This window comes from Lysobacter firmicutimachus, assembly GCF_037027445.1.
GTDB lineage: Bacteria > Pseudomonadota > Gammaproteobacteria > Xanthomonadales > Xanthomonadaceae > Lysobacter > Lysobacter firmicutimachus.
Map to the genome: position 1 here is coordinate 3,569,657 of NZ_JBANDL010000002.1, position 26,091 is coordinate 3,595,747.

Annotated in this window: 20 protein-coding genes, 2 tRNA genes and 1 pseudogene; 4 read left to right on the forward strand and 19 right to left on the reverse strand. The window is 68.2% G+C overall.

Translation table 11 applies throughout. From position 1 onward, the window contains the following. The first annotated feature begins 51 nt into the window (after positions 1-51). On the forward strand, positions 52-1,050 hold the full coding sequence (locus V2J18_RS15530) for a TraB/GumN family protein (RefSeq protein WP_064748388.1): 999 nt from the start codon (positions 52-54) through the stop codon (positions 1,048-1,050). A 32-nt stretch (positions 1,051-1,082) separates the two neighbouring features. On the opposite strand, the gene V2J18_RS15535 is transcribed toward V2J18_RS15530, so the two are convergent. The 6 genes and pseudogenes from V2J18_RS15535 to V2J18_RS15560 all read right to left on the reverse strand — a co-directional run bounded on the left by V2J18_RS15535 (position 1,083) and on the right by V2J18_RS15560 (position 11,197). Then, positions 1,083-3,635, reverse strand: a complete 2,553-nt coding sequence (locus V2J18_RS15535) for a PEP/pyruvate-binding domain-containing protein (RefSeq protein WP_336132239.1) — start codon at positions 3,633-3,635, stop codon at positions 1,083-1,085. Beyond that, positions 3,632-4,285, reverse strand: coding sequence for a TetR/AcrR family transcriptional regulator (locus V2J18_RS15540; RefSeq protein WP_064748386.1), 654 nt, complete (start codon positions 4,283-4,285; stop codon positions 3,632-3,634). Before V2J18_RS15540 ends, V2J18_RS15535 begins: the two co-directional genes overlap by 4 nt. 243 nt (positions 4,286-4,528) lie before the next feature. Beyond that, positions 4,529-5,260, reverse strand: a pseudogene (locus V2J18_RS15545) (YoaK family protein); the annotation flags it as partial. A 125-nt stretch (positions 5,261-5,385) separates the two neighbouring features. Further along, positions 5,386-6,363, reverse strand: a complete 978-nt coding sequence (gene glk, locus V2J18_RS15550; RefSeq protein ID WP_336132241.1) for a glucokinase — start codon at positions 6,361-6,363, stop codon at positions 5,386-5,388. Further along, a complete protein-coding gene (locus tag V2J18_RS15555) occupies positions 6,360-8,429 on the reverse strand; it encodes a glycoside hydrolase family 97 protein (protein ID WP_425606033.1) in 2,070 nt (689 codons plus the stop codon). The genes glk and V2J18_RS15555 overlap by 4 nt, the downstream gene beginning before the upstream one ends. 23 nt (positions 8,430-8,452) lie before the next feature. Next, the gene (locus V2J18_RS15560) at positions 8,453-11,197 is read right to left on the reverse strand and encodes a TonB-dependent receptor (RefSeq protein WP_336132243.1); all 2,745 of its coding nucleotides are present in this window, start codon (positions 11,195-11,197) and stop codon (positions 8,453-8,455) included. 586 nt (positions 11,198-11,783) lie between these two features. On the opposite strand from V2J18_RS15560, the gene V2J18_RS15565 reads away from it, so the two are divergent. Beyond that, entirely contained in the window at positions 11,784-12,896 is a 1,113-nt protein-coding gene (locus V2J18_RS15565; RefSeq protein WP_064748381.1) for a LacI family DNA-binding transcriptional regulator, read from the forward strand. A gap of 203 nt (positions 12,897-13,099) precedes the next feature. Here the strand turns inward: V2J18_RS15565 and V2J18_RS15570 are convergent. The 10 genes from V2J18_RS15570 to thrS form a co-directional block, all read right to left on the reverse strand. Next, positions 13,100-13,176: transfer RNA gene (locus V2J18_RS15570), tRNA-Pro, on the reverse strand. Between the two features lie 141 nt (positions 13,177-13,317). Next, entirely contained in the window at positions 13,318-13,674 is a 357-nt protein-coding gene (locus V2J18_RS15575) for a MerR family transcriptional regulator (RefSeq protein ID WP_057948383.1), read from the reverse strand. Next, complete coding sequence (locus tag V2J18_RS15580; protein WP_031370383.1) at positions 13,667-13,969, reverse strand: integration host factor subunit alpha; 303 nt, start codon at positions 13,967-13,969, stop codon at positions 13,667-13,669. The genes V2J18_RS15575 and V2J18_RS15580 overlap by 8 nt, the downstream gene beginning before the upstream one ends. Before the next feature lie 45 nt (positions 13,970-14,014). Next, positions 14,015-16,414: a phenylalanine--tRNA ligase subunit beta gene (pheT, locus tag V2J18_RS15585; RefSeq protein ID WP_336132246.1), complete on the reverse strand. Its 2,400-nt coding sequence runs from the start codon at positions 16,412-16,414 to the stop codon at positions 14,015-14,017. Positions 16,415-16,520: 106 nt separating this feature from the next. Beyond that, on the reverse strand, positions 16,521-17,531 hold the full coding sequence (gene pheS / locus V2J18_RS15590; protein WP_064748379.1) for a phenylalanine--tRNA ligase subunit alpha: 1,011 nt from the start codon (positions 17,529-17,531) through the stop codon (positions 16,521-16,523). Positions 17,532-17,547: 16 nt separating this feature from the next. Continuing rightward, positions 17,548-17,967, reverse strand: a complete 420-nt coding sequence (locus V2J18_RS15595; RefSeq protein WP_141233497.1) for a hypothetical protein — start codon at positions 17,965-17,967, stop codon at positions 17,548-17,550. A 135-nt stretch (positions 17,968-18,102) separates the two neighbouring features. Beyond that, on the reverse strand, positions 18,103-18,462 hold the full coding sequence (rplT, locus tag V2J18_RS15600; protein ID WP_064748377.1) for a 50S ribosomal protein L20: 360 nt from the start codon (positions 18,460-18,462) through the stop codon (positions 18,103-18,105). A gap of 12 nt (positions 18,463-18,474) precedes the next feature. Then, on the reverse strand, positions 18,475-18,672 hold the full coding sequence (gene rpmI / locus V2J18_RS15605; protein ID WP_027083463.1) for a 50S ribosomal protein L35: 198 nt from the start codon (positions 18,670-18,672) through the stop codon (positions 18,475-18,477). 288 nt (positions 18,673-18,960) lie between these two features. Next, positions 18,961-19,485, reverse strand: coding sequence for a translation initiation factor IF-3 (infC, locus tag V2J18_RS15610; protein WP_075575150.1), 525 nt, complete (start codon positions 19,483-19,485; stop codon positions 18,961-18,963). A gap of 72 nt (positions 19,486-19,557) precedes the next feature. After that, complete coding sequence (thrS, locus tag V2J18_RS15615) at positions 19,558-21,459, reverse strand: threonine--tRNA ligase (protein WP_064748376.1); 1,902 nt, start codon at positions 21,457-21,459, stop codon at positions 19,558-19,560. Between the two features lie 610 nt (positions 21,460-22,069). On the opposite strand from thrS, the gene V2J18_RS15620 reads away from it, so the two are divergent. Together V2J18_RS15620 and V2J18_RS15625 are read left to right on the forward strand one after the other, a co-directional pair. Further along, the gene (locus tag V2J18_RS15620) at positions 22,070-23,926 is read left to right on the forward strand and encodes an ABCB family ABC transporter ATP-binding protein/permease (protein ID WP_336132248.1); all 1,857 of its coding nucleotides are present in this window, start codon (positions 22,070-22,072) and stop codon (positions 23,924-23,926) included. Positions 23,927-23,937: 11 nt separating this feature from the next. Next, positions 23,938-25,059, forward strand: coding sequence for an MvdC/MvdD family ATP grasp protein (locus V2J18_RS15625; protein ID WP_064748375.1), 1,122 nt, complete (start codon positions 23,938-23,940; stop codon positions 25,057-25,059). Positions 25,060-25,149: 90 nt separating this feature from the next. Here V2J18_RS15625 and V2J18_RS15630 read toward each other — a convergent pair whose 3' ends face one another. From V2J18_RS15630 to V2J18_RS15640, 3 genes are all read right to left on the reverse strand, one after another. Then, on the reverse strand, positions 25,150-25,311 hold the full coding sequence (locus tag V2J18_RS15630) for a hypothetical protein (RefSeq protein ID WP_336132251.1): 162 nt from the start codon (positions 25,309-25,311) through the stop codon (positions 25,150-25,152). Between the two features lie 14 nt (positions 25,312-25,325). After that, a complete protein-coding gene (locus tag V2J18_RS15635; protein WP_336132253.1) occupies positions 25,326-25,712 on the reverse strand; it encodes a hypothetical protein in 387 nt (128 codons plus the stop codon). Between the two features lie 226 nt (positions 25,713-25,938). Further along, positions 25,939-26,013: transfer RNA gene (locus V2J18_RS15640), tRNA-Val, on the reverse strand. Positions 26,014-26,091 lie beyond the last annotated feature (78 nt).

Genomic DNA, 26,091 nt, shown 5'->3' on the forward strand with positions numbered 1-26,091 from the left:
ACCGGCTACGATCCGCTTTCGCCGCGTCCCTCATCCCCCGGAGCGCTTCGCATGCGCCGTTCCCTGTTCGCCCTGCTGCTGTTGGCCCTGGCCCCGAGCGTCGTCCCGGCGCAGACGGCCGCGCCGGCGGCCGACACAATCCGCGACCTGGACACCCTGGTCGTCACCGGCGAACAGCCCGGGCCCGGCATGTGGAAAGTGGTGCGCGGCGGCCACGTGCTGTGGATCCTCGGCACGGTCAGCCCGTTGCCCAAGAACATGACCTGGCTGTCGCGCGACGTCGAGGCGGCGATCGCCGAGTCGCAGGCGGTGATCGCTCCGCCCTCGGTCAATTTCGATACCGACCTGGGCATGCTGCGCACGATGATGTTGATTCCGACCGCGCTGAAGGCGCGCAAGAATCCCGACGGCAAGACCCTGCAGGACGTCGTCCCGGCCGACCTGTACGCACGCTGGTCGGCGCTGAAGGCGCGCTACATCGGCCGCGACGGCGGGGTGGAGAAGTGGCGGCCGATCTTCGCCGCGCAGGAACTCTACGAAGCGGCGATCGAGCGCTCGGGCATGAGCCTGAAGGGCGTGGTCAAGCCGGTGGTCGACCAGGCCGCCAAGCGCCACGGCGTGCCGGTGCTGGAGGCACGGGTCGCGCTCAAGATCGCCGACCCCAAGGCGGCGCTGAAGGAATTCGGCGCCAGCGCGCTGGACGATCGCGAGTGTTTCGCCAAGACCCTGAGCCGGATCGAGGGCGACCTGGAATCGATGCGCGCGCGCGGCAACGCCTGGGCGATCGGCGACATCGCCGCGTTGCGCAGCCTGCCGCAGGGCGACCAGTACCGCACCTGCATGGAAGCACTGGCCGCGACCGGCGTCGCCCATCGCCTGGGCTTCGCCGACCTGCGCGAACGCGTCGCCGCGACCTGGCTGGAACGCGCATTGGATTCGCTGGCCGAGAACCGCAGCACCTTCGCCACCCTGCCGGTGTCGGATCTGCTGGAAAGCGGCGGCCTGCTCGACAAGCTGCGCGCCCAGGGCTACACGGTCGAGGACCCTTGAACGACGACGCCCACGCGTGAGCGGCTGCGCGCTCAGGCGCGCAGCCGACGCACCAGGCCACGGTCGCCGTCGACCTCGATTTCCTCGCCGTCGACCAGGCCCGCCAACACGCCGGGCAGGTTGGCCACCGCCGGAATGCCGAATTCGCGCGCGACGATCGCGCCGTGCGAAAGATAGCCGCCGGTCTCCATGACCAACGCCGCCGCGCGCAGGAACAGCGGCGTCCACGCCGGGTCGGTGCTCGGCGCCACCAGGATCTCGCCCGCCGCCAGCGCCGCGCCTTCGCGCGGGTCGCGCACGATCCGCGCGCGGCCGCGCGCGCGGCCGGCGCCGATCGGCGTTCCGCTCCAATCGCCCTCGCCCGCCGCAACGCACACCGGCTCGGGCGACAACACAGGCGCGCTGCCGTGTTCGACCACCAGCTCGAGTTCGGCCTGCCGCGCCTGCCGCCCACGCAGCTCGCGCCGGCTCAGCGCCCGCATCCGCGCGTGCGCCGGTGCGAGCCGGCCATCGGCGAGCGCGCACCATTCCTCGGCGTCGAGTTCGAACGCGTCCTCGGCCCGCTCCAGCGCGCCGCGCTCGCAGGCGCGCTCGCCCAACTTCAGCGCCAACCGGCGCAACGCTTCGAAATACGCCATCAACGCGCTGCGCGCGGCCTCGCGCTGGTTGCTGTCGCGCGCGGCGCTACGCAAAAGATAGTTCAGCGCCGGCCGTTGCCAGGCCGGCAAGCGCCCGCGCAGGCGTTGCCGCGCCGACGCGCCGGCCTCGCGCTGGCGCCGGCGCAGCGCTTCGGCATCGCTGCCGAGCAGGGCCAGGATCTGTTCGAACAGATACCGCGGCTGCTCACGCCAACGCGCACGACGCAGATAACTCTCGGCGACCGCGCGATGGCCGTAGCGATCGAGAAACGCCGCGAATTCGCTGCGGAACGCGCTGTCCTGCGGCAAGGCTTCGCGCCAGGCCGCATCGTCCCGCCTGCCGTTGCGCAGCCAGGCCAGCACGGTCGGCTCGGCCGCGGCGGTCGCCGCCAGCGCCATCAACTCGTAGCCCTGGCGCGCGGTCGTGCTCGGCTCGCCGCCGGCCAGCAAGGCCGCCGCCAAGGCCTGCCCTTCGCCCGGGCAGTACTTCTCGATCAAGTCGACCAGACCAGCGAGGCTGCCGCCGGCCGAGCCCTGCAGGAAGAACAATTCGTCGGCCCGGCGCACCTGCTCGGTGTGCTCGCGCAGACGCTGGGCCAAGGCGCGATCGCCCTGGCTCAGGTCTTGCTCGCGCCACCGTTTCGCGCAGGCCAGCGCGGCGGCGACATCGCGCCCGGCGCGGCGGCGGCGCGCCGCGGAACGGCGCAGATATCTCAACAGGCGAGCGCCCCGGCGCAGACGGTCGCGCCAGCCCGGCGCCGGCACGGCGATCTCGGGCAGGCGGCCGCCGATCAAGGCGTTGATCGCCGCCGGCGCGATGCCGTAAGCGTCGTAGCCTTCCCACTGGATCAGCGAGGCCTCCAGATAGACCCGCCCGTGATGCAGCCCCGCATGCGGCACGCCATCCAGCACGGGGTAACCGCCGAGTTCGTAGCCGGCGGTGAGCATGCGGTCGGCGGCCACGGCATAGATCGACCAGTCCATCGCCGACAGCGGCTCGGGCAGGATTTCGCGGGTGTTGCCGCGAGTCCACAGCGCCGCTTGCGTGCGCAACGCGGGATAGGTGTGGCGCGCGCCGGCGGTGATCGGCCGCGCCTGTACGATCCACACCCGCGCGCCGTCCCAGACCCACTCCACATCGTAGTGCGGCCGGGCGAAGTCGAGCGCGCGCGCCGCGTCCATGGCCAGGGACGCGACCTGTTGCGATTGCTCGGGCGTCAGCACCGCCTGCGCGCCCTGCTCGGCGGGCGTGTCGGCCAGTTCGGTGCCGCCTTCGGCGCGGGCGCGGGTGTAGTGGCGCTTGGCGCCGATCCGCCGCTGCAGCGGCGAGACACGTTGCTCGATGCGATCGTAGTGCAGCAGGTACTCGTCGACGTCGGCCTGGCCGCCGACCAGGGCCTCGCCCAGGCCCCAATGCGCGTTGACCGCAACGCGGTCCTCGCGCCCCGAACGCGGGTCGCGGGTGAAGACCACGCCCGAGGCCAGCGCCGGCAGCAGCGGCATGACCACCACCGCCATCGCCGTGTCTTCGCCGTCGAGGCCGAAACGCTCGCGGTAAGCGCGCGCGGCCGGCGTGCGAGCCGAATCCCAGACCTCGGCCACGGCCCGCGCCAACGCGTCCAGGCCAAGCACGTTGAGGCAGGATCGGTGGATACCGGCAAACGAAGCCTGCGTCGAATCCTCCTGGGGCGCCGAGGAGCGCACCGCCAGCGCGCGCTCGAGCCAGCCGCGCCGGGCCAGTTCCTCGGCCAGCCGCGCGCGCAACGCCGCATCGACGGGATCGCCCGACGCACGATCGCGGCTGGCCGCGGCGGCGATCACGAAGCCGGAGGGCACCGCGATGCCCAGCCGGGCCATGCGCCCGAGCTGCCAGCCCTTGCCGCCGGCCACGGCCGCTCCGGCCGCGGCCGCCTCGCTCCAGTCCAGCACGGCGGCAGGCGCGTTCATGCGCGCGTCTGCACAGGCTGCGCCGCGCCATCCACGAACAGCTCGACGATCGCGCCGAATTCGTCCTGCAAGGCGGGTGGCGCCGCGCCGTCGGCCGGCGCCGCCAGCCAGCGCATCAGCGCGCCGAGGTACAAGTGCTGGAGCAGGTCGGCGAAATGCTCGGCGGGCAGGTCGCGGCGCAACTCGCCGCTCGCCTGTCCTGCCAGGATCAGGGCGCGGAACAACCGCTCCAGACCGCTGCGCTCTTCGCCATCGCGCCGCCGCGAGGCGGCCTCGACGGCCAGGAAGCGGTAACGCAGGTACGGCGACAGATACGCCCGGCGGCGCTCGTACCAAGGCACCGAAGCCTGCAGCCAGCGCGCCAGCCGGCGGGCGAAGTCGTCCGGCTCGGCCAGGCTCGCCGCCAGCCCCTCCATGGCCTGCGCCAGTTCGCCATGGAACTGATGCGCCAGCAGCGCCTCCTTGACCGGGAAATGGTTGTAGAGCGTGCCCTTGGCCACGTCGGCCGCGACGGCGATCTGCTCCATCGTCACCGCCTCATAGCCCTCGCGTTCGAACAGGCCGAACGCAGTGGCGGCCAGGTGGTCGAGGGTCTGCTGGCGCTTGCGTTCGCGTCGGCCCGGATCGGGCGCTGGGAGAGAGGCGTTCATGGATCGGCCAAATATTGAACTTCGAATATATTTGTACGACGTTCAATATTTGGCAAGTGCCGGCCCTGCGACCCTGGATGCGGTCGGCACCCGCCCTTTCTCAAGCACGAGCCACCGCTCGGCGCGGCTCTACGGCGCGCCGATGGGCAGCGATGGGAGGCCGAAGGCCGTGCCGGACTCGGCGCGCGACCCGGGACCCGGCCCCGGGACCCGGCCCCGGCTCGCCGGCTCGCCGGCTCAGAAACGCGTGCGCAGGTCGTCCAGCACCGGCACCAACGCCAGCAGACACAGCAGCGCCGCCAGCGGCACGGTCGCGGCGAACCCGAGGTGGGCGAAGCCCAGCGCACCCAGCACGCCGCCTGCGAAGAACAATCCGACCAACCGCGCCAGCAGCCACAAGCGGCGCCGGTCGGCGCGCACCGGCGGCGTCGCTTCGCGCCGGTTCCAGTAGGCGGATTTGCCCAACTCGATGCCCAGATCGGTGATGAGACCGGTGACGTGGGTGGTGCGGATTTCCGCGCGCGATAGCTTGGTGATCATCGCGTTCTGCAGCCCCATCACGAAACACAGCAGGGTCGCGGTCGCCGAAACGAACACCCATTGCGTGGCGTGCAAGCGGCTGCCGGCCACGCCGAAGGCCAGCAACAGCCCCGCCTCGCCCATCAACGGCAAGGCGTACTCGCTATGCAGGCCGCGTCGGCGTCCCCAGTGGATCAACATCGCCGAGCAGGCGGCCCCGGCGAGAAAGGCCAGCACCGCGGCCAAGCCGCTCGCCACCAACGCCAACCGGCCCAAGGCGAGATTATCGGCCATGCCCGACACGATCCCGGTCATGTGCGAGGTGTATTGCTGGACGGCCAAAAATCCTCCCGCATTCACCGCACCGGCAACGAAGGCCAGATAACCCGCCAGTTGACGGTCGGCACCGGGGTGGCGCGCGCGCCCGGTGAGACTGCGGAGATAAGCCACAGGCATGGCGTCCCTCTAACCGGACAGCGTCGGCCAATCGCGACGCGATCGATTATCGCGCCGAACCGACAAAACGTAAGCCGCTCCCCCGCTGGCGCCGATCCCTGCATCGTCGCGGCCGCGGCCTCCGGCTACGCCTCATGGCGCGCATAGCTCGCGGCGCCGAGCAGACCGGCGTGCGGATGCATGACCGCCAGGACGGGCACGTTCGCCATTGCCGCGGAAAACCGCCCCTTGTGCTCGAAGCGCTGCCGAAAGCCGGAGCCGCGGAAGGCCGGCAGCAATCTCGGCACCAAGCCCCCGGCGAGGAAGACGCCGTCCCAGGCTCCCAAGGTCAGCACCAGGTCGCCGGCGACCGCACCGAAAACCGCACAGAACACCTCGATCGCCCGTCGGCAGCGGGGGTCGCCGTCCGCCGCCATCGCCGTGATGTCGGACGGTCGCAACGGTTCCGGATCTGCCCGCTCCATCCGACTCAACGCACGATGGATATTGACCAGTCCCGGCCCCGACAACAGGCGCTCGTTCGACACCCGGCCGAATTCGACCGACAACTGTTCGAGAATGCGCGCTTCCTCGGCATTGCACGGGGCGAATCCTGCGTGACCGCCCTCGCTCTGCAAGGCGCGGCATTGTCCGTCGCGCATGCTCAGACCGCCGACGCCCAGGCCCGTGCCCGGCCCGATGACGGCGTAGTCCCCGCTCTGACGCGAATGGACGGCGCTCCACCCCGCCGCACCGATCGCGCTGACATCCTCCGCGCCGTACAGCCGGATCGCCATCGCCTGCGCGGTGAAGTCGTTGATCAGTTCCAGGCGTTCGAGCCCCAGCGCGGCGCGGGCCCGTTCCGCCGAGATCACCCAGGGGTGATTGGTGATCCGCGCTTCATCCCGATCCACCCGCCCCGCCACGGCGAACACGCCCGCGCCGGCGTGCGCGCCCGCCTGCGCGAGAAAATGCCGGGCCGCATGCTCCAGCGAGGGAAAGTCGGCCACGGCGTACTCGCGCACGCTGTCGTCCCGATAGGCCTGCACCGACTCCGGGGCGGACAAGGCGAATCGCGCATTCGTGCCGCCGATATCCGCCAAAAGCAGGCTCGCCGACGTCATCGGCGCCCGACCGGGACGAAGCGGATCGCCTGCCCGCCGCCCGGCGCGAGCCGCAGCGTCAACACGTCGCCGCGCCGCACCTCGCGGGTATCGCGGGCGAAGGCGAAGCGATCGCCCTGCCAGTCGGCGCCCTCGCCGTCGCGGTAGATTTCCGCGCGATAGGTCCGGTCCGGGTCGAGAAAGCCCAATGGCACGGCCAGATTGCGCGCGTGCTCGTCGGAAACGCTGCCGAGGAACCAGTCCTCGCCGCCGCGCGCCTTGCGGACGACGGTGACGTAATCGCCGACCTCGCCGTTGATCACCTTGCTGTCGGACCAATCCACCGCCACATCCTTGATGAACTGGAACGCTTCCGGATAGCGCTCGTAGTTCTCCGGCAGGTCGGGCACCATCTGAATCGGACTGTAGATCACCACATACAAGGCAAGCTGCTTGGCCAGGGTGCTTTGGATCGGCCTGCCTTTGGCGCCGGTCAGGCTCAAGATACCCGGCGTGAAGTCCATCGGCCCGGCCAGCAGACGGGTAAACACCAGATTGGCCTCGTGCTCGGGTGGATTGGGCGGACGTCCCCAGGCGTTGTATTCCATGCCGCGCGCGCCTTCGTTGGATATCCAGTTCGGATAGGTGCGCCGCAGGCCGGTGCTCTTGATCGGCTCATGTGCATTGATGGCGATGCCGCGCTCGGCCGCCGCGGCCACCACCTTCAGATGGTGGCGCGCCATCGCCTGGCTTTCGTGCCAGGCGAAACGAACCCGACCGTCGTCGCCGCGCACCCTGGCGCCTCCCGCATCCGCGACGTAGCCGGTCTTGACCGCATGCACCCCCACGCGTCGATACAGGTCCATCGCCGCGTCCAACTGGGATTCGTAACGCGCTGCGTTGCCGGCCGTTTCGTGATGGCCGATCAACTGCACTCCCTTGGCCTGGGCATAGCCGGCCAGCTTGTCCAGATCGAAGTCGGGATAGGAACGGGTGAAATCGAACTCGCCTCCGTCGCCGAACCAATGCCCGTCCCAGCCGACGTTCCACCCCTCCACCAGCACGCCACCGAAGCCGTTGCGCGCCGCGAAATCGATATGGCGCATCACGTTCTCGTTGTTCGCTCCGTGGCGAGGACCCGAGCCCCAGGTCTTGGTGTCCAGGTGCATTTCCCACCAGACGCCTGCGTACTTCATCGGCTTGAACCACGACACATCGCCGATCCGGTTGGGCTCGTTGAGATTGAGGATCAGGCTGGAATCGACCAGGCCGCCGGCGTCGTCGGCCACTTGCAGCGTCCGCCACGGCGTATGGAACGGAGCTTGCCGCACGACCTTTCCGGCCTGGCCCGAGCCCGGCGTCAGCGCGCTGCGCAATTTTCGCCCATCGACGCGAACCAGATTCATGCCCGAATAGTCGACCAGGGCTGCCTCGTGAATCGAGACATGGGTACCGTCGGCCAGTTTCATGGTGATCGGCGTTTGCGCGAAGCCGACCTGCTCGATGGGCGTGCGATGGTAGAGGTACTCCTCGCGATTCCATTCTCCGGCCGGTATCCACCAGGCCGTCGCATCGGCGGCGAGATTGAACTCGGTGAGCTCTTCATCGATCACGACCGGCGCCTGTGCGGATTCCGGAAACTCGTAGCGGAACCCGAGTCCGTCCTCATATACCCGGAACACCACGTCGAACCGGCGCTTCGCTCCGATCGTCTCGCCGATCGTCAGCCTCAGCTCGTTGTACCGGTCGCGGACGAACTGTCGTTCGCCCCACGGCTGCTCCCAGGTATCGTCGTGCCGGCGGGTGCTCTTCGACACCAGCGCCAGGTTCCGCTCCAGGCGACCGCTGCCCAGCAGCATGCCCAAACGCGATTCGTCCAGGATCGGTTTTCCGCGGCGATCGACGCGGTAGTGCAGCCGATCCTCGTCGACCGTCACGCTCACCTGCAGGCTGCCGTCGGGCGATTCGATCTTCGCCGCCGCTTCCGCGCGCGCGCTCGCCGGTTGCACCGCCATCGCGAACAGCAACAAAAACAGCGAGTTCCCCGCCGTTCGGCCATGCACGCACTTGCAAGACAGGAATTTCATCTGATGTCGGCTCCGTGAATCGATCAGAAGCTCACCCGAACCCCGAGTTCGAAACGGCGGGCGAACGGTTCGTAGAAGGTGGTGAAACGTTCGTCCAAGGCGTAGGTATGCTGCACTTCCTCGGTCAAGTTGTAGACCTGCAAGAAGCCGGTGACCTTGTCGTTGAAGGCGTAGCTTGCGCTGAGGTCCAGGAATCCCGAAGCGGCCGTGGTGGCCGGCGTGTTGACGGGGCCGCAGACCGCGCAGGAAACGTACTTGTCCCGATACGAATAGGACAGGCGCGCGGCGATCGGCCCTTTTTCGTAGATCGCCTGCAGGTTGAGCGTATTCCTGGACACGCCGTCCAGCGTCGTGGTCTTGCGCACGCCGTTGACGGTGACGTCGGCGGTGCTGTCCACATAGGTGTAATTGATCTGACCGCCGAAACCGCTGGAGTGCATGTACTGGTAGGCCGCCTCCAGCCCGGTCAACTGGGCGGTATCTCCGTTCAGCGGCGCGGTCACCTGGAAAGTCTGGCCCAGGATCGTTTCCGGGAACAGCCCCATGGTGACGAAGCCGTCGATCCGCTTGTGGAACAGGGCCACCGACGCGGCCGCGCCCTCGTCGCCATACCACTCCAGCGACAGATCGAACGCATCGGAACGGATCGCCTCCAACTCCGGGTTGCCGTTCCGGGTGACCCGGGGCGGATAGCTGTTGATCTCGTAGTTCACGTCCACGCCGAGTTGGGTGAACGTCGGCCGGGTAATCGCCCGCGACGCGGCCGCGCGCAGTTGCAGGTTGTCGTTGAATCGATAAGTGAAATTGGCCGACGGCAGCCAATCGTCGTAGTTGTGATCGACGCTGACCGGATGCACGTCGGAGAAGGTCGGCCGGTAGTTGGTGCTGTTCGGAATCGGTTCCAGGGCCAACAGCTCCTGGCTGTGCCCCTTGGAGGTCATGTCGGTGCGGACGTAGCGCAGGCCGACATTGCCGTCCCAGCGGTCGCCGCTGAAATTCGCCTGCACATAGCCGCCGTACTGATCCTCCTCGATCAACGACGAAGCGCGTTCGCGCAACTTGGCGGCGATAGTCGAATCGAAGTATTCCTGTCCGCGCAGCTTGACCGCCGCCTGGAACAGGGCCGCGGCGTCCAGCGCCGGCCAGCGATTGCGGCCGCCGACCAGGCCCGCGCGATATCCGCCGTCGGGAAAGGCCGTCGTCGCGCGCACGCCGGCCTCTCCCAGCGTGTCGCCGAAGCCGCAGTAGCCGCAACCGCTGGGGGACGCGAAGAATTTCTTGTCCTTTTCCCGATTGGCGTAGAACAACCCGCCCTCCAGCGTCGCCATGACGTCGCCCAGGTAGGTCACGTAGTCGAAGTCCGCGCGCGCCGAAATGGCTTCGTCGCGAGTCGACTCGCCCTTCTGCTCCATGAAATGCAGGCCGATTTCGTCGTTGCTCACGTCCAGGCAGCTGCGGCCGTCCGGCAAGACGCAGCTGACGCTCGGCACCGGGCTGGCCGCCTGGTAGCGATAACGGCCGCCATTGACCCCGGCGACCGTGAAGTAGTCCTTGCCTGAGTTCGGCCGGTCCGCGACCGAATAGGCGAGGTCGAACGTGGCCGCGAGCTTGTCGGTCGCTTGGAACCGGGTATTCCAGCCGACCTGGTACAGATCGACGCTGCGCTCTTTGCTGTCGGTACCGATTTCGAGCGGCGTATCGTCCAGATCGAAGGACGTGATCAAGTGGCGGTTGACGCCCCCGCCGTTCCACGGCGCCAGGGTCGCGTTGGCGAAGCGCCCCCAGCCGTCGTTGCTGTAGAAGTTGACGTTGTACGAGTAGTTGGTCTCGGGCGTCTCGTAGCGCGAATAAAACGCGTCCAGCGTGGTCTTCAGGCGGTCGTTCGGCCGCCAGGTCAATCCGCCCACCCAGCTCAGCCGCTCGCGGTCGCCGGTCTTGACCTGATAGGAGATGATGCCGGGGAAGGCGCCGCGACCGTCGGCCGGATCGCTGCGGACGCCGTCGCCGTTGGCGTCGGTGGTCTCGGTGCTGCGCGCGAAGCTTTCGAACGTATCGGAACGCCACTTGCGCTTGTAGTAGTACAACCCGCCGAACACGCCGACGGTGTTGTCCCGGAAGGTATCGCTGCCGATGAAGCCCAGCCGCGGCGTGGTCGACGACGAAGCATCGTCGTGGAGGGCGCTGACCGAGCCGCTGAAGTGCCGGCCGGGCCGCGACAAGGGATCGAAGGTCGACAATTCGACCAGGCCGCCGATGCTGCCGTCCGGTTGCGATGCGGTGGGCGACTTGTACACCGTGACCCGATTCAGGACTTCCGCGGGCATCACGTCGAAGCTGAAATCCCGCCCGGCGTTGTCGGTAGCGAGCACGCGGCCGTTGAACGTCGTCAGATTGAACTGGCTGTTCAGACCGCGAATCGAGACAAACCGTCCTTCGCCGCCGGTGGTTCGCCCGATCTGCACGCCGGTCACGCGCTGCAGCGCGTCCGCGATGTTGGCGTCGGGAAACTTGCCGACGTCCTCGGCGCTGATGGTGTCGGTGATCGATTTTTCGTCGCGCTTGCGGTCCGAAGAGCGCTCCAGACTGCCGCGGATGCCGACTACCTGGATCCGGTCGAGATCGGTCACTTCCTGAGTCGGAGCCGGCTCGGGCGCCGGCGGCGCGATGGAGCCGGCGGACGGCGCTTGGGCGTTGGCCCGTTGGCTCATCAATGCGATGACCAACAGGCAGGCGGACGTCAGTGGCGCACGCTTCGGTGTCTCGCTCATCGGTGTTGCCTCCTGCTGCCGACAGGGCAGCGCTCCCGGCGGCGGACACTAGGCCAGCTGATTTGTGATTTGCAATTGCTGCAAATTAGTGTGTTTTTGCATGATAATTTGCTCAAACTGTTGTCACATTTGTTGCAACGGCTGCCACACCCTGCAAACTCCATGCAATTGCATCGGAAACAGTCCAGACTCGACCCGACTTCCCTCGCACTTCGCCCCCGACCAGACGTTGCAGGAGCCTCGGCGTGCATCAGCGCTTCCCCAGCCCGATCAATCGCTTGGAGCAAGGCAACACTCGTCTCGCAGGTCCCGGCGGGCACTGCGCATCCGCCCGATGCTGTCGCCCGGCAGCGTCCGACCCGCAACGACAGTCGCCCCGTCGGTGGCGGACGATGCCCTCGCCTGCGATGGCTGCGGGCCCTGTTCGATGCCCGGAGGTACCGACGGGTATTGCTGCGTCCGCACAACGAACTTGCGCGAACCGGCGGTGCCGGCGCTTCGGCAACGGCGAAGCGGCTAGGGGAAACGCACACATTCGGCCGGCCGGTGACGCCTGCGCCTGGGATTTCGGACGCATCGGCCGGCGGTGGCGGGCAACGCCGCCGAACGCTCGTCATCGCCCCGCACCGGCGCCCTCGCTTCGGAGGTCCCTGCCTTGACCCAGCCAGACGACGCGAAGCAGCGGCAAAGGAAACTTCGGCTCGAAGACATCGCCAAGCAGGCGGGCGTGTCGATTTCCACGGTATCGCGGGCCCTGAACGGCGGCGCGCGGGTCAATGCCGACACCCGCCAGTTGATCCTCGGCCTGGCCGAGAACGCCCGCTACAACACGCCGGGCCGACGCCGGTCGCGCGCGATGCCCCGCCCCGGCGCGGCCCCGCTCAAGGTGGTCATGGCGCCATCGAACGAACTGCCGACCGAACCGATCAATCCTTTCAGCCTCGGCCTGCTGGGCGGCATCGCCAAGGCGATGCGCGAACGCGGCCTGGACTTCTCGGTCAGTCACTCCGTGCCGGCCGATGCCCGCTCATTCAACGAACTGCTCGAGTCCAACGGTTCGGAAGTGATGATCGTTCTTGGCCAGCAGCAACTGCACCCGATGCTGAACCAGCTGGCGCGCGACGGATTCCCGTTCGTGGTCTGGGGCGCCGAACTGGAGGATCAGTCCTATTGCTGCGTCGGCTCGGACAACCTCAGAGGCGGCCAGCGCGCCACCGAGCACCTGTTGCGCCTGGGCAGAAGACGCATCGCCTTCCTGGGCGGCCTGCAGACCATGGAGCTGAGCCAACGCCACCAGGGCTACCTGGCCGCCCTGGAGCGCGCTTCGCTCAAGCCGATTCCCGATCTGCACCTGCGCTCCAGCCTGCGCCCCGATGTCGCCGCCGAGGCCGTCGACACCCTGCTCCAGCGCGGCACTGCGCTGGACGGGATCGTCGCAGCCAGCGACATGCTGGCCATCGGCGCCATGCGCTCACTGGCCAAACACGGCCTGCGCGTGCCGGACGACGTCGCCGTGGTCGGCTACGACGACATCGAAATTTCCGCCTATACCCACCCTTCGCTCACCACCCTCCGGCAGGACCCGGTCAAAGCGGGCCGATTGCTGGTCGCGAAGGCCTTGTTGGCCCATGAAGGCAAAAAGCCCCATTCCGAACGCCTGCCGGTCGAACTGATCGTGCGCGAATCGTGCGGAGCTTGAGCGCGGGGGCCGCTCTGATTTCCCCGGGGCGCCACGCGGCACCCAGGCTCCGGCGATACACGCGCGAGGCCGTACGAAGAAGACAGGAAAGATTACGGCGAGGCTCCGGGGCGCGACGCCGCCGCTTCAGGATCAGACCCGCCTGCGCGGAGCCGGCTCATTTTCGAGCGACTGGCATGGCCCCTGTGTTCCGCAACATCGAATGGTCGGGACGGCCGGATTCGAACCGACGACCCTCTGCCCCCCAGGCAGATGCGCTACCAGGCTGCGCTACGCCCCGACGTGTGTTGCGATGTACCGCTCGTGGCGAGCGGGGCGGCAAGTATAGCCGTAAAGCGGTGGGATTGGGGATTCGGGATGAGTCGAAGCGCCACGGCCCCGCTCTGCCAATCCCAAATCCCAAATCCCGATTCCCGGCGCTTCAGCGCCGCAGCAGCTGCAGCACCTCTTCCAGCTCCATCCGCACCTGCTTGACGATCTGCGAGCTCAGCGCCGACTCATCCTTGGCCGCCTCGCCTTCCAGGCGCAGGCGCGCGCCGCCGATGGTGTAGCCCTGTTCGTACAGCAGGCCGCGAATCTGCCGCACCATCAGCACTTCGTGGCGCTGGTAGTAGCGGCGGTTGCCGCGACGCTTGACCGGGTTGAGGGTGGGGAATTCGGTTTCCCAGTAACGCAGTACATGCGGCTTGACGTCGCACAGCTCGCTGACCTCGCCGATGGTGAAGTAGCGCTTCGCCGGAATCGGCGGCAGTTCGCGATTGCTGCCCGGATCAAGCATGCTCCCCTCCGCTGTACGCTTCGACGCGTTCCTTCAGCTTCTGGCCCGGACGGAAGGTCACCACCGTCCGCGCCGAAATCGGGATCTCTTCGCCGGTCTTCGGGTTGCGCCCCGGCCGCTGGTTTTTGCGACGCAGATCGAAATTGCCGAAGCCCGACAGTTTGACCTGGCGGCCCTGCTCCAGCGCTTCGCGCAACGCGTCGAAGAACGCGTCGACGAATTCCTTGGCCTCGCGCTTGTTCAGTCCGACTTCGTCGAACAACCGCTCCGCCATTTCCGCTTTGGTAAGTGCCATTGTGTCCTCTGCGCAACGCCCGGGGCGGGACGCCGATCCAATCGCTCAGGCGCGCAGCTTCGCGCCGTGTTCGCGCTCGACCGCCGCAGTGACTTCGGCCACCACCGCATCGACCTCCCGATCGGTCAGGGTGCGCGATTCATCCTGCAGAATCAAGCCCATAGCGAGACTCTTGAATCCGGTTTCCACACCCTTGCCCTGGTAACGGTCGAACAGGACCAATTCCCGCAGGCTGGGGCCGGCGGCCGCCCGCACGGTCGCCTGAACAGCGCCCCAGGAGACGCTGTCGGCGACGATGAACGCGCGGTCGCGGCGCACCGAGGGGAAGCGCGACAGGCCGCCGGCGCGCGGCAGGGCGCGCTCGCTCAGCGGGGCCAGGTCGAGCTCGAACGCGATCACGTCCTGGTCCAGGTCCAGGGCACGCTGCAGGCGCGGGTGCAGCTGGCCGATCCAGCCCAGGCGGCGCTCTTGGCCGCCGTCGACCCGCCACACGTCGGCCGAGCGGCCCGGGTGGGCCCAGGCCGGCCGGCTCGGACGGTACTCCAGGCTCGCGCCGGCGCAGGCAGCCAGGCTGTCCAGGTCGCCGCGCAGGTCGTGGAAACCGACCGCGCGCGCCGGCACCGCCCACTGCTCGGCGCTGGCGGTGCCGCAGACCGCGACGGCGACGCGCTGGGTCTCGACCGGCGCCGCCGCAGCGTCGCCGGCATGGAACACGTTGCCGAGTTCGAACAGCCGCACCCGCCCCTGCTGGCGCGCGGCATTGCGCGCCAGCGCGGCGACCAGGCCGGGCAGCAGCGAGGTGCGCATCACCCCGAGCTCGGCGCTGAGCGGGTTGGCCAGCGGCACCGCGCCGGCCTCGGCCTGCCACAGGCTCAGCCAGGCGGCGTCGACGAAGGCGTAGTTGATCGCCTCCAGGCAGTCGCGCGCGGCCAGTTGGCGGCGCACAGTGACCGTGTCGACCCGGCCCTCGCTGGGCGCGATCAGGCGCGCGGCGCCGCCCGGCAAGGTGGTCGGGATCTTGTCGTAACCGTGGATGCGGGCGATCTCTTCGATCAGGCCCTCTTCGATCGCGATGTCGAAGCGGCGGCTCGGCGGAGTCACCCGCCAGCCGTCCTCGCTGCGCTCGAGCTTGAGGCCGAGCGCGCCGAGGATGCGTTCGACCTCGGCGTCGGCGACGGTCAGCCCCAACACTCGCGCCAGGCGGGCGCGGCGCAGCGCGACCGGATGCGGCTGCGGCAGGTGGTCCGGCAGGGCCGATTCGACCACCGGGCCGGGCACGCCGCCGGCGATGTCGAGGATCAGCCGGGTCGCGTACTCGACCGCGGTGCGCGGCAGTTCCGGATCGACGCCGCGCTCGAAGCGATGGCCGGCGTCGGTGTGCAGGCCGAGCTTGCGGCCGCGGCCGATGATCGCCGCCGGGGCGAAGTGCGCGGCCTCGAGGAACACGTTGCGGGTGGCGTCGGTGACGCGGGTGTCGTAGCCGCCCATGATGCCGCCGAGCGCGACCACCCGCTGCGCGGCGCCGCGGCCGTCGACGATCGCCAGGAACTGTTCGTCCAGCGTCACGTCCTGGCCGTTGAGCAACTTGGTCGCCTCGGCGGCGCGGGCACGGCGCACGCCGACCGGGCCCTGCAAGGTGTCGCGGTCGAAGGCGTGCATGGGCTGACCGATCTCGAGCATCACGTACTGGGTGACGTCGACCAGCAGCGAGACCGGACGCACGCCGCTGCGGCGCAGGCGTTCGGCCATCCATACCGGGGTCGGCGCGCTCGCGTCGACGCCTTCGATGACCCGGCCGCAGTAGCGCGGCGCATCGGCGCCGGCATCGAGCTCGACCGCCAGGGTCTCGGCGCTGACGGCCGGCACCGCGGCGATGTCCAACGCCGCGACGCTGGCGCCGGTGGCGGCGGCGACGTCGTAGGCGATGCCGCGCACGCTGAAGCAGTCGGCGCGGTTAGGGGTCAGCTTGATTTCGATGCTGGCGTCCGGCAGGCCCAGGTACTGCGCCAGCGGCGTGCCGACCGGCGCGTCGGCCGGCAGTTCGAGCAGGCCGGAGGCATCCGGGTCGACGCCCAGTTCCTTGGCCGAACACAACATGCCGAAGGACTCGACCCCGCGCAGCTTGGCCGCCTTGATCGCGATTCCGCCCGGCAACTGCGCGCCGACCGTGGCCAGCGGCGCGATCAGCCCGGCGCGCGCGTTCGGCGCGCCGCAGACGATCTGCACCGTGCCTTGCCCGGTCTCGACCTGGCAGATCTGCAGGCGGTCGGCCTCGGGGTGCCGCTCGGCGGAAACGATACGCGCCACGACCACGCCCTGCAGGGACTCGCCGAGCGCGACGACTTCTTCGACTTCCAGCCCGATCGCTGTCAGCGTCGCGACGAGCTGCTCGCGCGAAACGGAGGTCGGGACGTGCTGGCGCAGCCAGTTTTCGCTGAATTTCATGGGGAGCCGGGATTTGGGATTCGGGATTCGGGATTTGCAGAGCAGGACTCGGGAAAGGGACGGATCCGCTGTGCGAATCCCGAATCCCCAATCCCGACTCCCCGCCTCAGGCGAACTGCCTGAGGAACCGCACGTCGTTCTCGAAGAAGCTGCGCAGGTCGTCGACGCCGTAGCGCAGCATGGTCAGGCGCTCCACGCCCATGCCGAAGGCATAGCCGGTGTAACGCTCCGGGTCGATGCCGACATTGCGCAGCACGTTCGGATGGACCATGCCGCAGCCCAGCACTTCCAGCCAGCGGGTGCTGCCGTCGGCCTGCTGCCAGGCGATGTCGACTTCGGCCGAGGGTTCGGTGAAGGGGAAGTAGCTGGGGCGGAAGCGCATCTCGAAATCGCGCTCGAAGAAGGCGCGCACGAATTCGGCCAGGGTGCCCTTGAGGTCGGCGAAGCTGGAATGCTCGTCGATCAGCAGGCCTTCGCACTGGTGGAACATCGGCGTGTGGGTCTGGTCGCTGTCGCTGCGGTACACCTTGCCCAGCGCGATCATGCGCAGCGGCGGCTTGTTCTGCAGCATGTAGCGCACTTGCATGCCCGAGGTGTGGGTGCGCAGCAGGCGCGCCACGCCGGCGCCGTCGGGCGCGAAGTAGAAGGTGTCGTGCATCGCCCGCGCCGGGTGGTGCGGGGGGAAGTTCAGCGCTTCGAAGTTGTGCCAGTCGTCCTCGATCTCCGGGCCGTCGGCCAGTTCGAAGCCGAGCCGGCCGAAGATGTCGGCCATGCGTTCCATGGTCCGGCTGACCGGGTGCAGGCCGCCGCGCTCCGCGTCGATGCCGGGCAGGGTCACGTCGATGGTTTCGGCGGCCAGGCGCGCGTCCAGCGCGGCAGCGTCGAGGGCGCTCTTGCGCTGAGCCAGCGCTTCGGTCAGCGCGTCGCGGGCCTTGTTGATCGCCTCGCCGGCGGCCTTGCGCTCCTCGGCCGGCAGCGCGCCGAGCTGCTTGAGCTGGGCGGTGACGCTGCCGGACTTGCCGAGCAGGGCCACGCGCAGCGCTTCGATGGCGTCGGGAGAATCGGCCGCCGCGATGTCGGCCAGCGCGTGCTGCGTCAGTTGCTCGATCTGCGCCATGTGCTCAGGTTTCCTTTCACTTGCCTTGCGTTGAATTGCCTCGCGATCGGCCCCGGCGAAGCTGTTCCGCCCAGGCCCTCGCCTCTTCGCTGCCCGCTTCGACCGATCGTCTGGTCGCCTCGTCGCAGCCCGCCGCCGATTCCGGAGCTTCGGTCGCGACCGTCGCGTTGAGCACCACGCCGAGCAGTCGCTGGGCCGGAACCCGCTTCTGCAACTGCTTGGTGATCGCCATGACGTCGTCGTCGAACTGGCCGGTGCGCGATTCGTCCAGCACCTTGCACTGCTCGTTGCGGCCCCTGGCGAGCATCACCGCGGCGTAGCGCTCCAGTGTCGCGGTCTCGCCCGCACCGGTCTCCCGCGCCGACGCCGCCATCGCACCCCACGCCCACCCCAGCAACGCCAGCGTCCGCAGACCGCGTCCTGCGCATCCCTTCATCGCCCGCTCCTCGAACCGCCCGGTTCGCCGGGCCCAGAAACGACAATGGGGAAGGACTTGCGCCCTTCCCCATGCCTTAGGTTCCCCGTGAAAAGTCCGCACGCGCAGGTGCGGGCTCTTGCGGAGGGATCCGCCTTAAGCCGCGAGCGCGCTCTTCGCCTTTTCCGCCAGCGCCGCAAAACCCTTCGCGTCGTGCACGGCGATGTCCGCCAGCACCTTACGGTCGAGGGTGATGCCGGCCTTCAGCAGGCCGTTGATGAAACGGCTGTAGCTCAGGCCGTTGATGCGGGCCGCCGCGTTGATGCGGGTGATCCACAGCGAACGGAAATTGCGCTTCTTCTGCTTACGACCGATGTAGGCGTACTGCAGGGCCTTCGTCACCGCCTGCTTGGCGACGCGGAAGACCTTGCGGCGGGCGTTGTAGTAGCCCTTGGCCTGCTTCAGGATTTTCTTGTGACGGCGACGCGCCGTAACACCACGCTTAACTCGTGCCATTTTTCAGTCTCCTCACAAATACGGAAGCATGCGGTCCAGACGGCCGGCGTCCTCGGCGCGAACATGGTTCGTCTGCCGCAGGTTGCGCTTCCGCTTGGTCGCCTTCTTGGTGAGGATGTGGCTCTTGTTGGCGTGGCCGCACTTGTACTTGCCGGAAGCGGTCTTCCGGAAGCGCTTGGCCGCCGCCCGATTGGTCTTGATCTTGGGCATTGCGATGTCCTTTCGGAGGTTTATGTCACTGGCCTGGGCGGTGGCTTGCGGCGCTGACGCGCCCGGCCACTCTTTCCGTCCTGCCCTTGCCGGCTTGTAAGTCGTTGATCTGAAACGAATCTACGACAGGTCCGTGAACTTGCATACAACAAACCCGGCGAACCGGGCCGCATAGTATGCGGCCTGGGCGCCGGGCTTGCAAATATTTCGAAGGAAATCAGTCGATTGGCGCCGCCCGCCGGGTCGCCCCGGCGGCGCGCGGGCCCGCCCCGCACCGGGGCCGGGCGCTTACTGCTTCTTCTTCGGGGCGATCATCATGACCATCTGCCGCCCTTCCAGGCGCGGACGCGATTCGACCACGATGTCCTCGCCCAGGTCGGCCTCGATCCGCGCCGCCATCTCGCGACCGAGCTCCTGGTGGCTCATTTCGCGGCCGCGGAAACGGATGTTGACCTTGACCTTGTCGCCCTCTTCCAGGAAGCGGCGCATGTTGCGCAGCTTGATCTGGTAGTCGCCCTCGTCGGTGACGGGACGGAACTTGAGCTCCTTGATCTCGACCTGCTTCTGCTTCTTCTTGGCCTCGTTGGCCTTTTTCTGCTGCTCGAAGCGGAATTTGCCGAAATCCATGATCTTGCAGACCGGCGGATCGGCATTCGGCTGGATTTCGACCAGATCCAGGTCTTCCTCTTCGGCCATGCGCAGGGCTTCGTCGCGCGTGAGCACGCCGATCATCTCGCCATCGCTGCCGATCACGCGCACGCGCGGTACGCGGATTTCCTGGTTCTTTCGATTCGGCTTCTCGGGGGTACTGATTGTTGGATCTCCAAGGTGGCTCAGGCCGTCCCGGGCTCGTGCCGGGACGGGGTATACGGGCTGCGCGCGGCTTTAGCCGGCCTTCTCGGCCTTCAAACGCGAGGCGAACTCGGCGACGGTCATCGTCCCCAGGTCTTCCCCACCCCGCGTCCGCACCGCGATCATGCCATTTTCCTTCTCGCGGTCGCCGGCCACGAGCAGGTACGGCACGCGCTGCAGCGTGTGCTCGCGAATCTTATAGCCGATTTTTTCGTTCCGCAAATCGGCCTCAACCCGGAACCCTTGATTTGCAAGGAGTTTCCGGACGTCCTCCACATAATCGCCCTGGGCGTCGGTGATGTTCATCGCCACCGCCTGGACCGGGGCCAGCCAGGCCGGGAACTGGCCGGCGTGGTGCTCGATCAGGATGCCGATGAAGCGCTCCATCGAGCCGACGATGGCCCGGTGCAGCATGACCGGGGTGCGGCGCTGGCTGTTCTCGTCCACGTACTCGGCGCCCAGCCGGCCCGGCATCATGAAGTCGACCTGCATGGTGCCCAACTGCCAGGTGCGGCCGATCGCGTCTTTGAGGTGGTACTCGATCTTGGGGCCGTAGAAGGCGCCCTCGCCCGGCAGCTCCTGCCACTCCACCCCGCAGGCCGACAGGGCGCTGCGCAGCGCGGCCTCGGCCTTGTCCCAGGTGGCGTCGTCGCCCAGGCGCGACTCGGGGCGCAGGGCGATCTTGATCTGGATGTCTTCGAAGCCGAAGTCGGCGTAGACCGCCAGGGCCTGGCGGTGGAAGGCGGTGACCTCGGACTCGATCTGGTCTTCCAGGCAGAAGATGTGGCCGTCGTCCTGGGTGAAACCGCGCACGCGCAAGATGCCGTGCAACGCGCCGGAAGGCTCGTTGCGATGGCAGGAGCCGAACTCGCCGTAGCGGATCGGCAGGTCGCGATAGCTGTGCAGGCCCTGGTTGAACACCTGCACATGGCCCGGGCAGTTCATCGGCTTGACCGCGTAGGTGCGCTTCTCCGACTCGGTGAAGAACATGTTCTCCTTGTAGTTGTCCCAGTGGCCGGACTTCTGCCACAGCGACACGTCCAGGATCTGCGGGCAACGCACTTCGCCATAGCCGCTGTCGCGGTAGACCCGGCGCATGTACTGCTCGACCACCTGCCAGATCGACCAGCCCTTGGGGTGCCAGAACACCAGGCCCGGCGCTTCTTCCTGCAGGTGGAACAGGTCCTGCTGCTTGCCGATCTTGCGGTGGTCGCGCTTCTCGGCTTCCTCGATGCGCTGGATGTAGGCGGACAGTTGCTTCTTGTCGGCCCAGGCGGTGCCGTAGACGCGCTGCAGCTGCTCGTTCTTCGAGTCGCCGCGCCAGTACGCGCCGGAGATGCGGGTCAGCTTGAAGGCCTTGAGGAAACGCGTGTTCGGCACGTGCGGGCCGCGGCACATGTCGACGTATTCCTCGTGGTAGTACAGGCCCATCGCCTTCTCGTCGGGCATGTCCTCCACCAGACGCAGCTTGTAGTCCTCGCCGCGCGAGGCGAACACCGCGATCACCTCGTCGCGCGGCGTGACCTTCTTGATCACGTCGTAGTCCTTGTCGATCAGCTCGACCATGCGCTTCTCGATCGCGGCCAGGTCGTCCGGGGTGAACGGGCGCTCGTACCAGATGTCGTAATAGAAGCCCTCGTCGATCACCGGGCCGATCACCATCTTCGCGGTCGGGTACAGCTGCTTGACCGCGTGGCCGACCAGGTGGGCGCAGGAATGGCGGATGATCTCGACGCCCTCGGGGTCCTTGGGGGTGATGATGCGCAGCTTGGCGTCGTGGTCGATGCGGTCGCTGGCATCGACCAGCTTGCCGTCGACTTCGCCGGCGACGGTGGCCTTGGCCAGGCCGGCGCCGATCGAGGCGGCGACCTCCATGACCGAAACGGGGTGGTCGAATTCGCGGCGGCTGCCGTCGGGAAGGGTAATGGCGATCATGGCTTCGTAGGCTTGGAAATCTGACTCACAGGAGCGGCGTGGAGCATCGCGCCCCAGCCGGATAGTCGGGGCGGGAGCGCGGTCGCGGATGACGCCGCCGCTGCGGGAAAATCGGGGAATCCGGTGCTTCGGACAAGAAAAAAGCGCCGCGAGGGCGCCTGCGTGAGCGGGGCCTGCGCGGGGTCAGCGATGGGCGCGGGTAGTGTCCATGTCGCACGCTCGGCCGGCGGGTTGGCGCGGGCCACCTTCTGTCGCGGACGCGGCCGGATGCCGCGTCGTCGCCGGTAATAGTTGGGGACGGGACGGGGCCAAGTCAACCGTCCGTCGCCCGCGAGACCGCGACGGGGCGCACACGGGAATCGCGCGCGGCTGCGGTACCGTGTGCGCTTCAAGGACGCCATCTGCGTGGGGACGTGATGGAAATCAGGGAAGCCGGCCGCGCTGCGCGCGGCTGCGGAGCAGCTTCGGCACCGGTTTCCGCCGGCGGCCGAAGCCTTGGGCGGTCCGCCCGCCGTGGCGCCCCCCGAACCGGCGATCGTCGCGATCGGGCGGCTCGGGGGCTTCCGCGCCGCGCCGATGCCCGCCCTCTGCGCTCGCGCCGCGGCGGCCGATGAGCGACGCCGCCCCCTCCTCCGCCGCGCCGACCGCCAGCGGCTCCGCCCTGGCCGTGCTGCGGCGGCTGCTGCCGACGCTGTGGCACTACCGCGGCCGGGTCCTGCTGGGCCTGGCGCTGGTGCTGGGCACCAAGCTGGCCCTGGTGGGACTGCCGCTGCTGCTCAAGCAACTGATCGACGCGCTCGGCCAGCAGCCGACCGCGTTGACCGTGCCGGCCGCGCTGCTGATGGCCTACGGCGCGCTGCGGCTGGCCTCCTCGCTGTTGCAGGAACTGCGCACGATCGTCTTCGCGCGGGTGCTGGCGCGCAGTTCGCGCGAGGTCGGCCTGCGCGTGTTCGCGCACCTGCACGCGCTGAGCCTGCGCTTCCACCTCGACCGCCGCACCGGCGCGGTCGGCCGCGACCTGGAGCGCGGCATGGGCTCGATCTCCGAACTGCTCGACACCCTGCTCTACATGGTGGTGCCGACCTTGGTCGAGCTGGCGCTGATCGTCGCCATCCTGGTCGCCGGCTACGACTTGTCCTTCGCCGCGATCACCTTGGCCACGCTGGCGACGTATCTGGCCTTCACCTACCGCATGACCGAATGGCGGCTGCGCTGGTACCGGCAAATGAACCAGGCCAATACCGAGGCCAGCGCCGGCTCGGTGGATTCGCTGCTCAACTACGAAACCGTCAAGTACTTCAACAACGAAGCCTTCGAAGCCCGTCGCTTCGACCAGCGCCTGCGCGAGCTGGAAGACACCGCGGTCAAGAGCCTGAAGGCGGCGTCGCTGATGGGCATCGGCCAGGCGGCGATCATCGCCGTGGGCCTGACCGCGCTGCTGTGGCGCGCCGCCGCCGGCGTCGCCGACGGCCGCATGAGCCTGGGCGATCTGGTCCTGGTCAACGCCTACCTGCTGCAGATGGCCGCGCCGCTGAGCTACCTGGGCGTGATCTACCGCGAAGGCAAGCAAATGCTGGCCAACCTGGAGCGGATGTTCGCCCTGCTCGACGAACCGGTGGAGGTGCGCGACCGGCCCGGCGCCCCCCCGCTGCGCGTGGCCGGCGGCGAGGTGCGGTTCGAGGACGTGCGTTTCCGCTACGGCGAACGCGAGATCCTCGCCGGCATCGACCTGACCATCCCCAGCGGCCGCACTCTGGCGGTGGTGGGCAGCACCGGCGCCGGCAAATCGACCCTGGCGCGGCTGCTGTACCGCCACTACGACCCGGACGGCGGACGGGTGCTGGTCGACGGCCAGGATCTGCGCGAGGTGGCCGTCGATTCGCTGCGGCAGCGCATCGGCGTGGTGCCGCAGGACACCGTGCTGTTCAACGAATCGTTGTACTACAACATCGCCTACGGCCGCCCCGACGCCAGCCGCGAGGAGATCCTGGAGGCCGCGCGCGCCGCGCGCATCCACGACTTCATCCAGGCCCTGCCGCAAGGCTACGACACCGGCGTGGGCGAGCGCGGGCTGAAGCTCTCCGGCGGCGAGAAACAGCGCATCGCCATCGCCCGCACTCTGCTCAAGCGGCCGGCGATCCTGATCTTCGACGAAGCCACCTCGGCGCTGGACGCGCACACCGAGAGCGAGATCCAGCGCGAATTGCGCCAGGCCGCGCAGGGCCGCACCGCGCTGGTGATCGCCCATCGCCTGTCGACCGTGATCGATGCCGACCAGATCGTGGTGCTGGACGCCGGCCGCATCGTCGAGCGCGGCGACCACGCCGGGTTGCTCGCTGCCGGCGGCCGCTACGCGGCGCTGTGGGCGATGCAGCAGCGCGGCGCGCCCGCGCACGACGCGGACGACGCCAGCGCCGCGGACGCCGACGCTCCCGAACCGATCCCGACTCCCGCCCTCACCGACTGAAGGAAGCGCACATGACGACATTGATTGTCTCCGATCCGTGGGACATCCACGCCCGCTCGGTGGCCTGGGCGTTGGAGAACGAAGGCGAACGCGTGCACGTCTGGTACACCCACGACTATCCGCAGAAGCACGGCGTCAGCCTGCGCACCGGCGGCGGCACCGGCTCGATCTGCCTGCACTGCCTGCGCCACGGCTGCGACTTCGACACCGCCGACGTCGATACGGTGTGGTTGCGCCGCTGGTATCAACCCGAGGCCTCGGCGCAGTTGCATCCGGCCGACGTCCTGTTCGCCCAGCGCGAATCCACCGAGTTCGTGCGCGCGGCGATCAATCTGCTCGATGCGCAGCGCGAGCGCTTCTGGATCAATCCGGTGCAGGCCAAGTCGCTGGCCGACCGCAAGGCGGTGCAATTGCACCACGCCGCCGCGGTCGGGCTGGACACCCCGCCGACGCTGATCTCCAACGATCCCGAGGCGATCCGCGCCTTTTACCGCGAGCATGGCGGCCGCGCGATCTACAAGCCGATCACCGCCGCCTCCTGGATCAGCGACGACAAGGTCTGGGGCACGTTCACCACTCCGTTGACCGACGAATTGCTGCGTCAGGACGCGGCCCTGTCGAACGCGCCGGGCATCTACCAGCCGTTGCTGGACAAGGCCTACGAGCTGCGGGTGACGGTGATGGGGCGCACCGTGATCGCCGCGCGCCTGCATTCCCAGCGCGAGGGCCAGTACCTCACCGACTGGCGCGCCAACGACTTCGACGAGCACATGGGCTGCGAGCGCTACGCGCTGCCTGAAGCGGTCGAAGCGCGCTGCCTGCAGGCGATGGCGCGGATGGGGCTGGTGTTCGGCTGCATCGACATCGTGGTCACCCGCGACGGCCGTTACGTCTTTCTCGAAGTCAACGAGATGGGACAGTTCATGTGGCTGGAGGCGATCAACCCCGGCCTGCAGCTGCTGGATTGCGCGGTCCGGTTCATCCGCAGCCGCGACACGGCCTTCGTCTACGACTGGCGCGAGCCGGCTTACCGCTATCGCGACTACTGGGAATCGCGCGGCGAACGTGGCGAGGCCGAGCCGGACGCGCAGCGCCACGTGCCCCTGCCGCAGGCCTACCAGATGCGCGAATGAGCGCCGGCGGGCCGAGCGTCCAGGAAAACAAGCGGGCCGGGAGGCAGTGCCTCCCGGCCCGTTTTCCCCTGCGCAATCCGGGCTGCCGGATTACGGGATATGGTCGCCGTTGTCGGCCGAATCGATCTCGCCGAACGGGCTGGTACGGCGATAGGTCGTCGCCGCCACGAACGCCGCATCCTGCGCGGCGCCTTCCATCTGCTCGGACTCGATCGCGACCATGCGGCCGATCAGGCGGGTTTGTTCGCTCATTGCCCACTACTCCTTTAGCAAGGCGGCGGATCGCCGCAAAACCAGCATCCGCAAGCGCGGCCGCGCCAGCAAGCGGCGATTTGCGCGCCCGGATGCGCCCGCGCGACGCCGAGCGCGGATTTTTCTTCGCAGCGACATGCAGTTGAATTCGCCAGGAGCGGCAAATTCAGCAAGGCAAAATCGGCAATCAAACCGACTTGTGCGGCGTTAAGCACGTTCATTTCGCGCTTGGTTCTGCGACCGAGTGCGGGTTCTGCGCGAATGCCGCGACGCCGCCCGCAATCGCGCCGCCGGACGGTCTGCCAGGCCGCGGCGGCGCCCCAGGCTGTCGGCCCGCATCGGACCACAGCGGCTTCGGCCGCCGCCTGGACGGGCCTGCGCGCGGCGATCACGGCGCGCATCGGCGATGCGCACGGCAGCGATCGCGGCGATCGGTTGCGCCGCCGTCCCGACACGAACGCACGACGCGCGGCCGCGACCCTATCGATGCCGGATACGCCCTCGGCCGCATCGCGCGAAGGCGCCAACGCCTCAACGACGGCAACGCAGAACCTGCGCCCGAACGGCGCGTTGCGGACAAACGAAAACGGCGCACCTCTTGCGAGATCCGCCGTTGCCGTAACAAATTGGTGGGCGGTACAGGGTTCGAACCTGTGACCCCTACCATGTCAAGGTAGTGCTCTACCGCTGAGCTAACCGCCCGTCGCCGTATTTTTCGATCAACACCCCGGCGAGGGCGCGTAGTGTAGCCCAGCCCAAAACGGGCGACAAGCCCTCTTA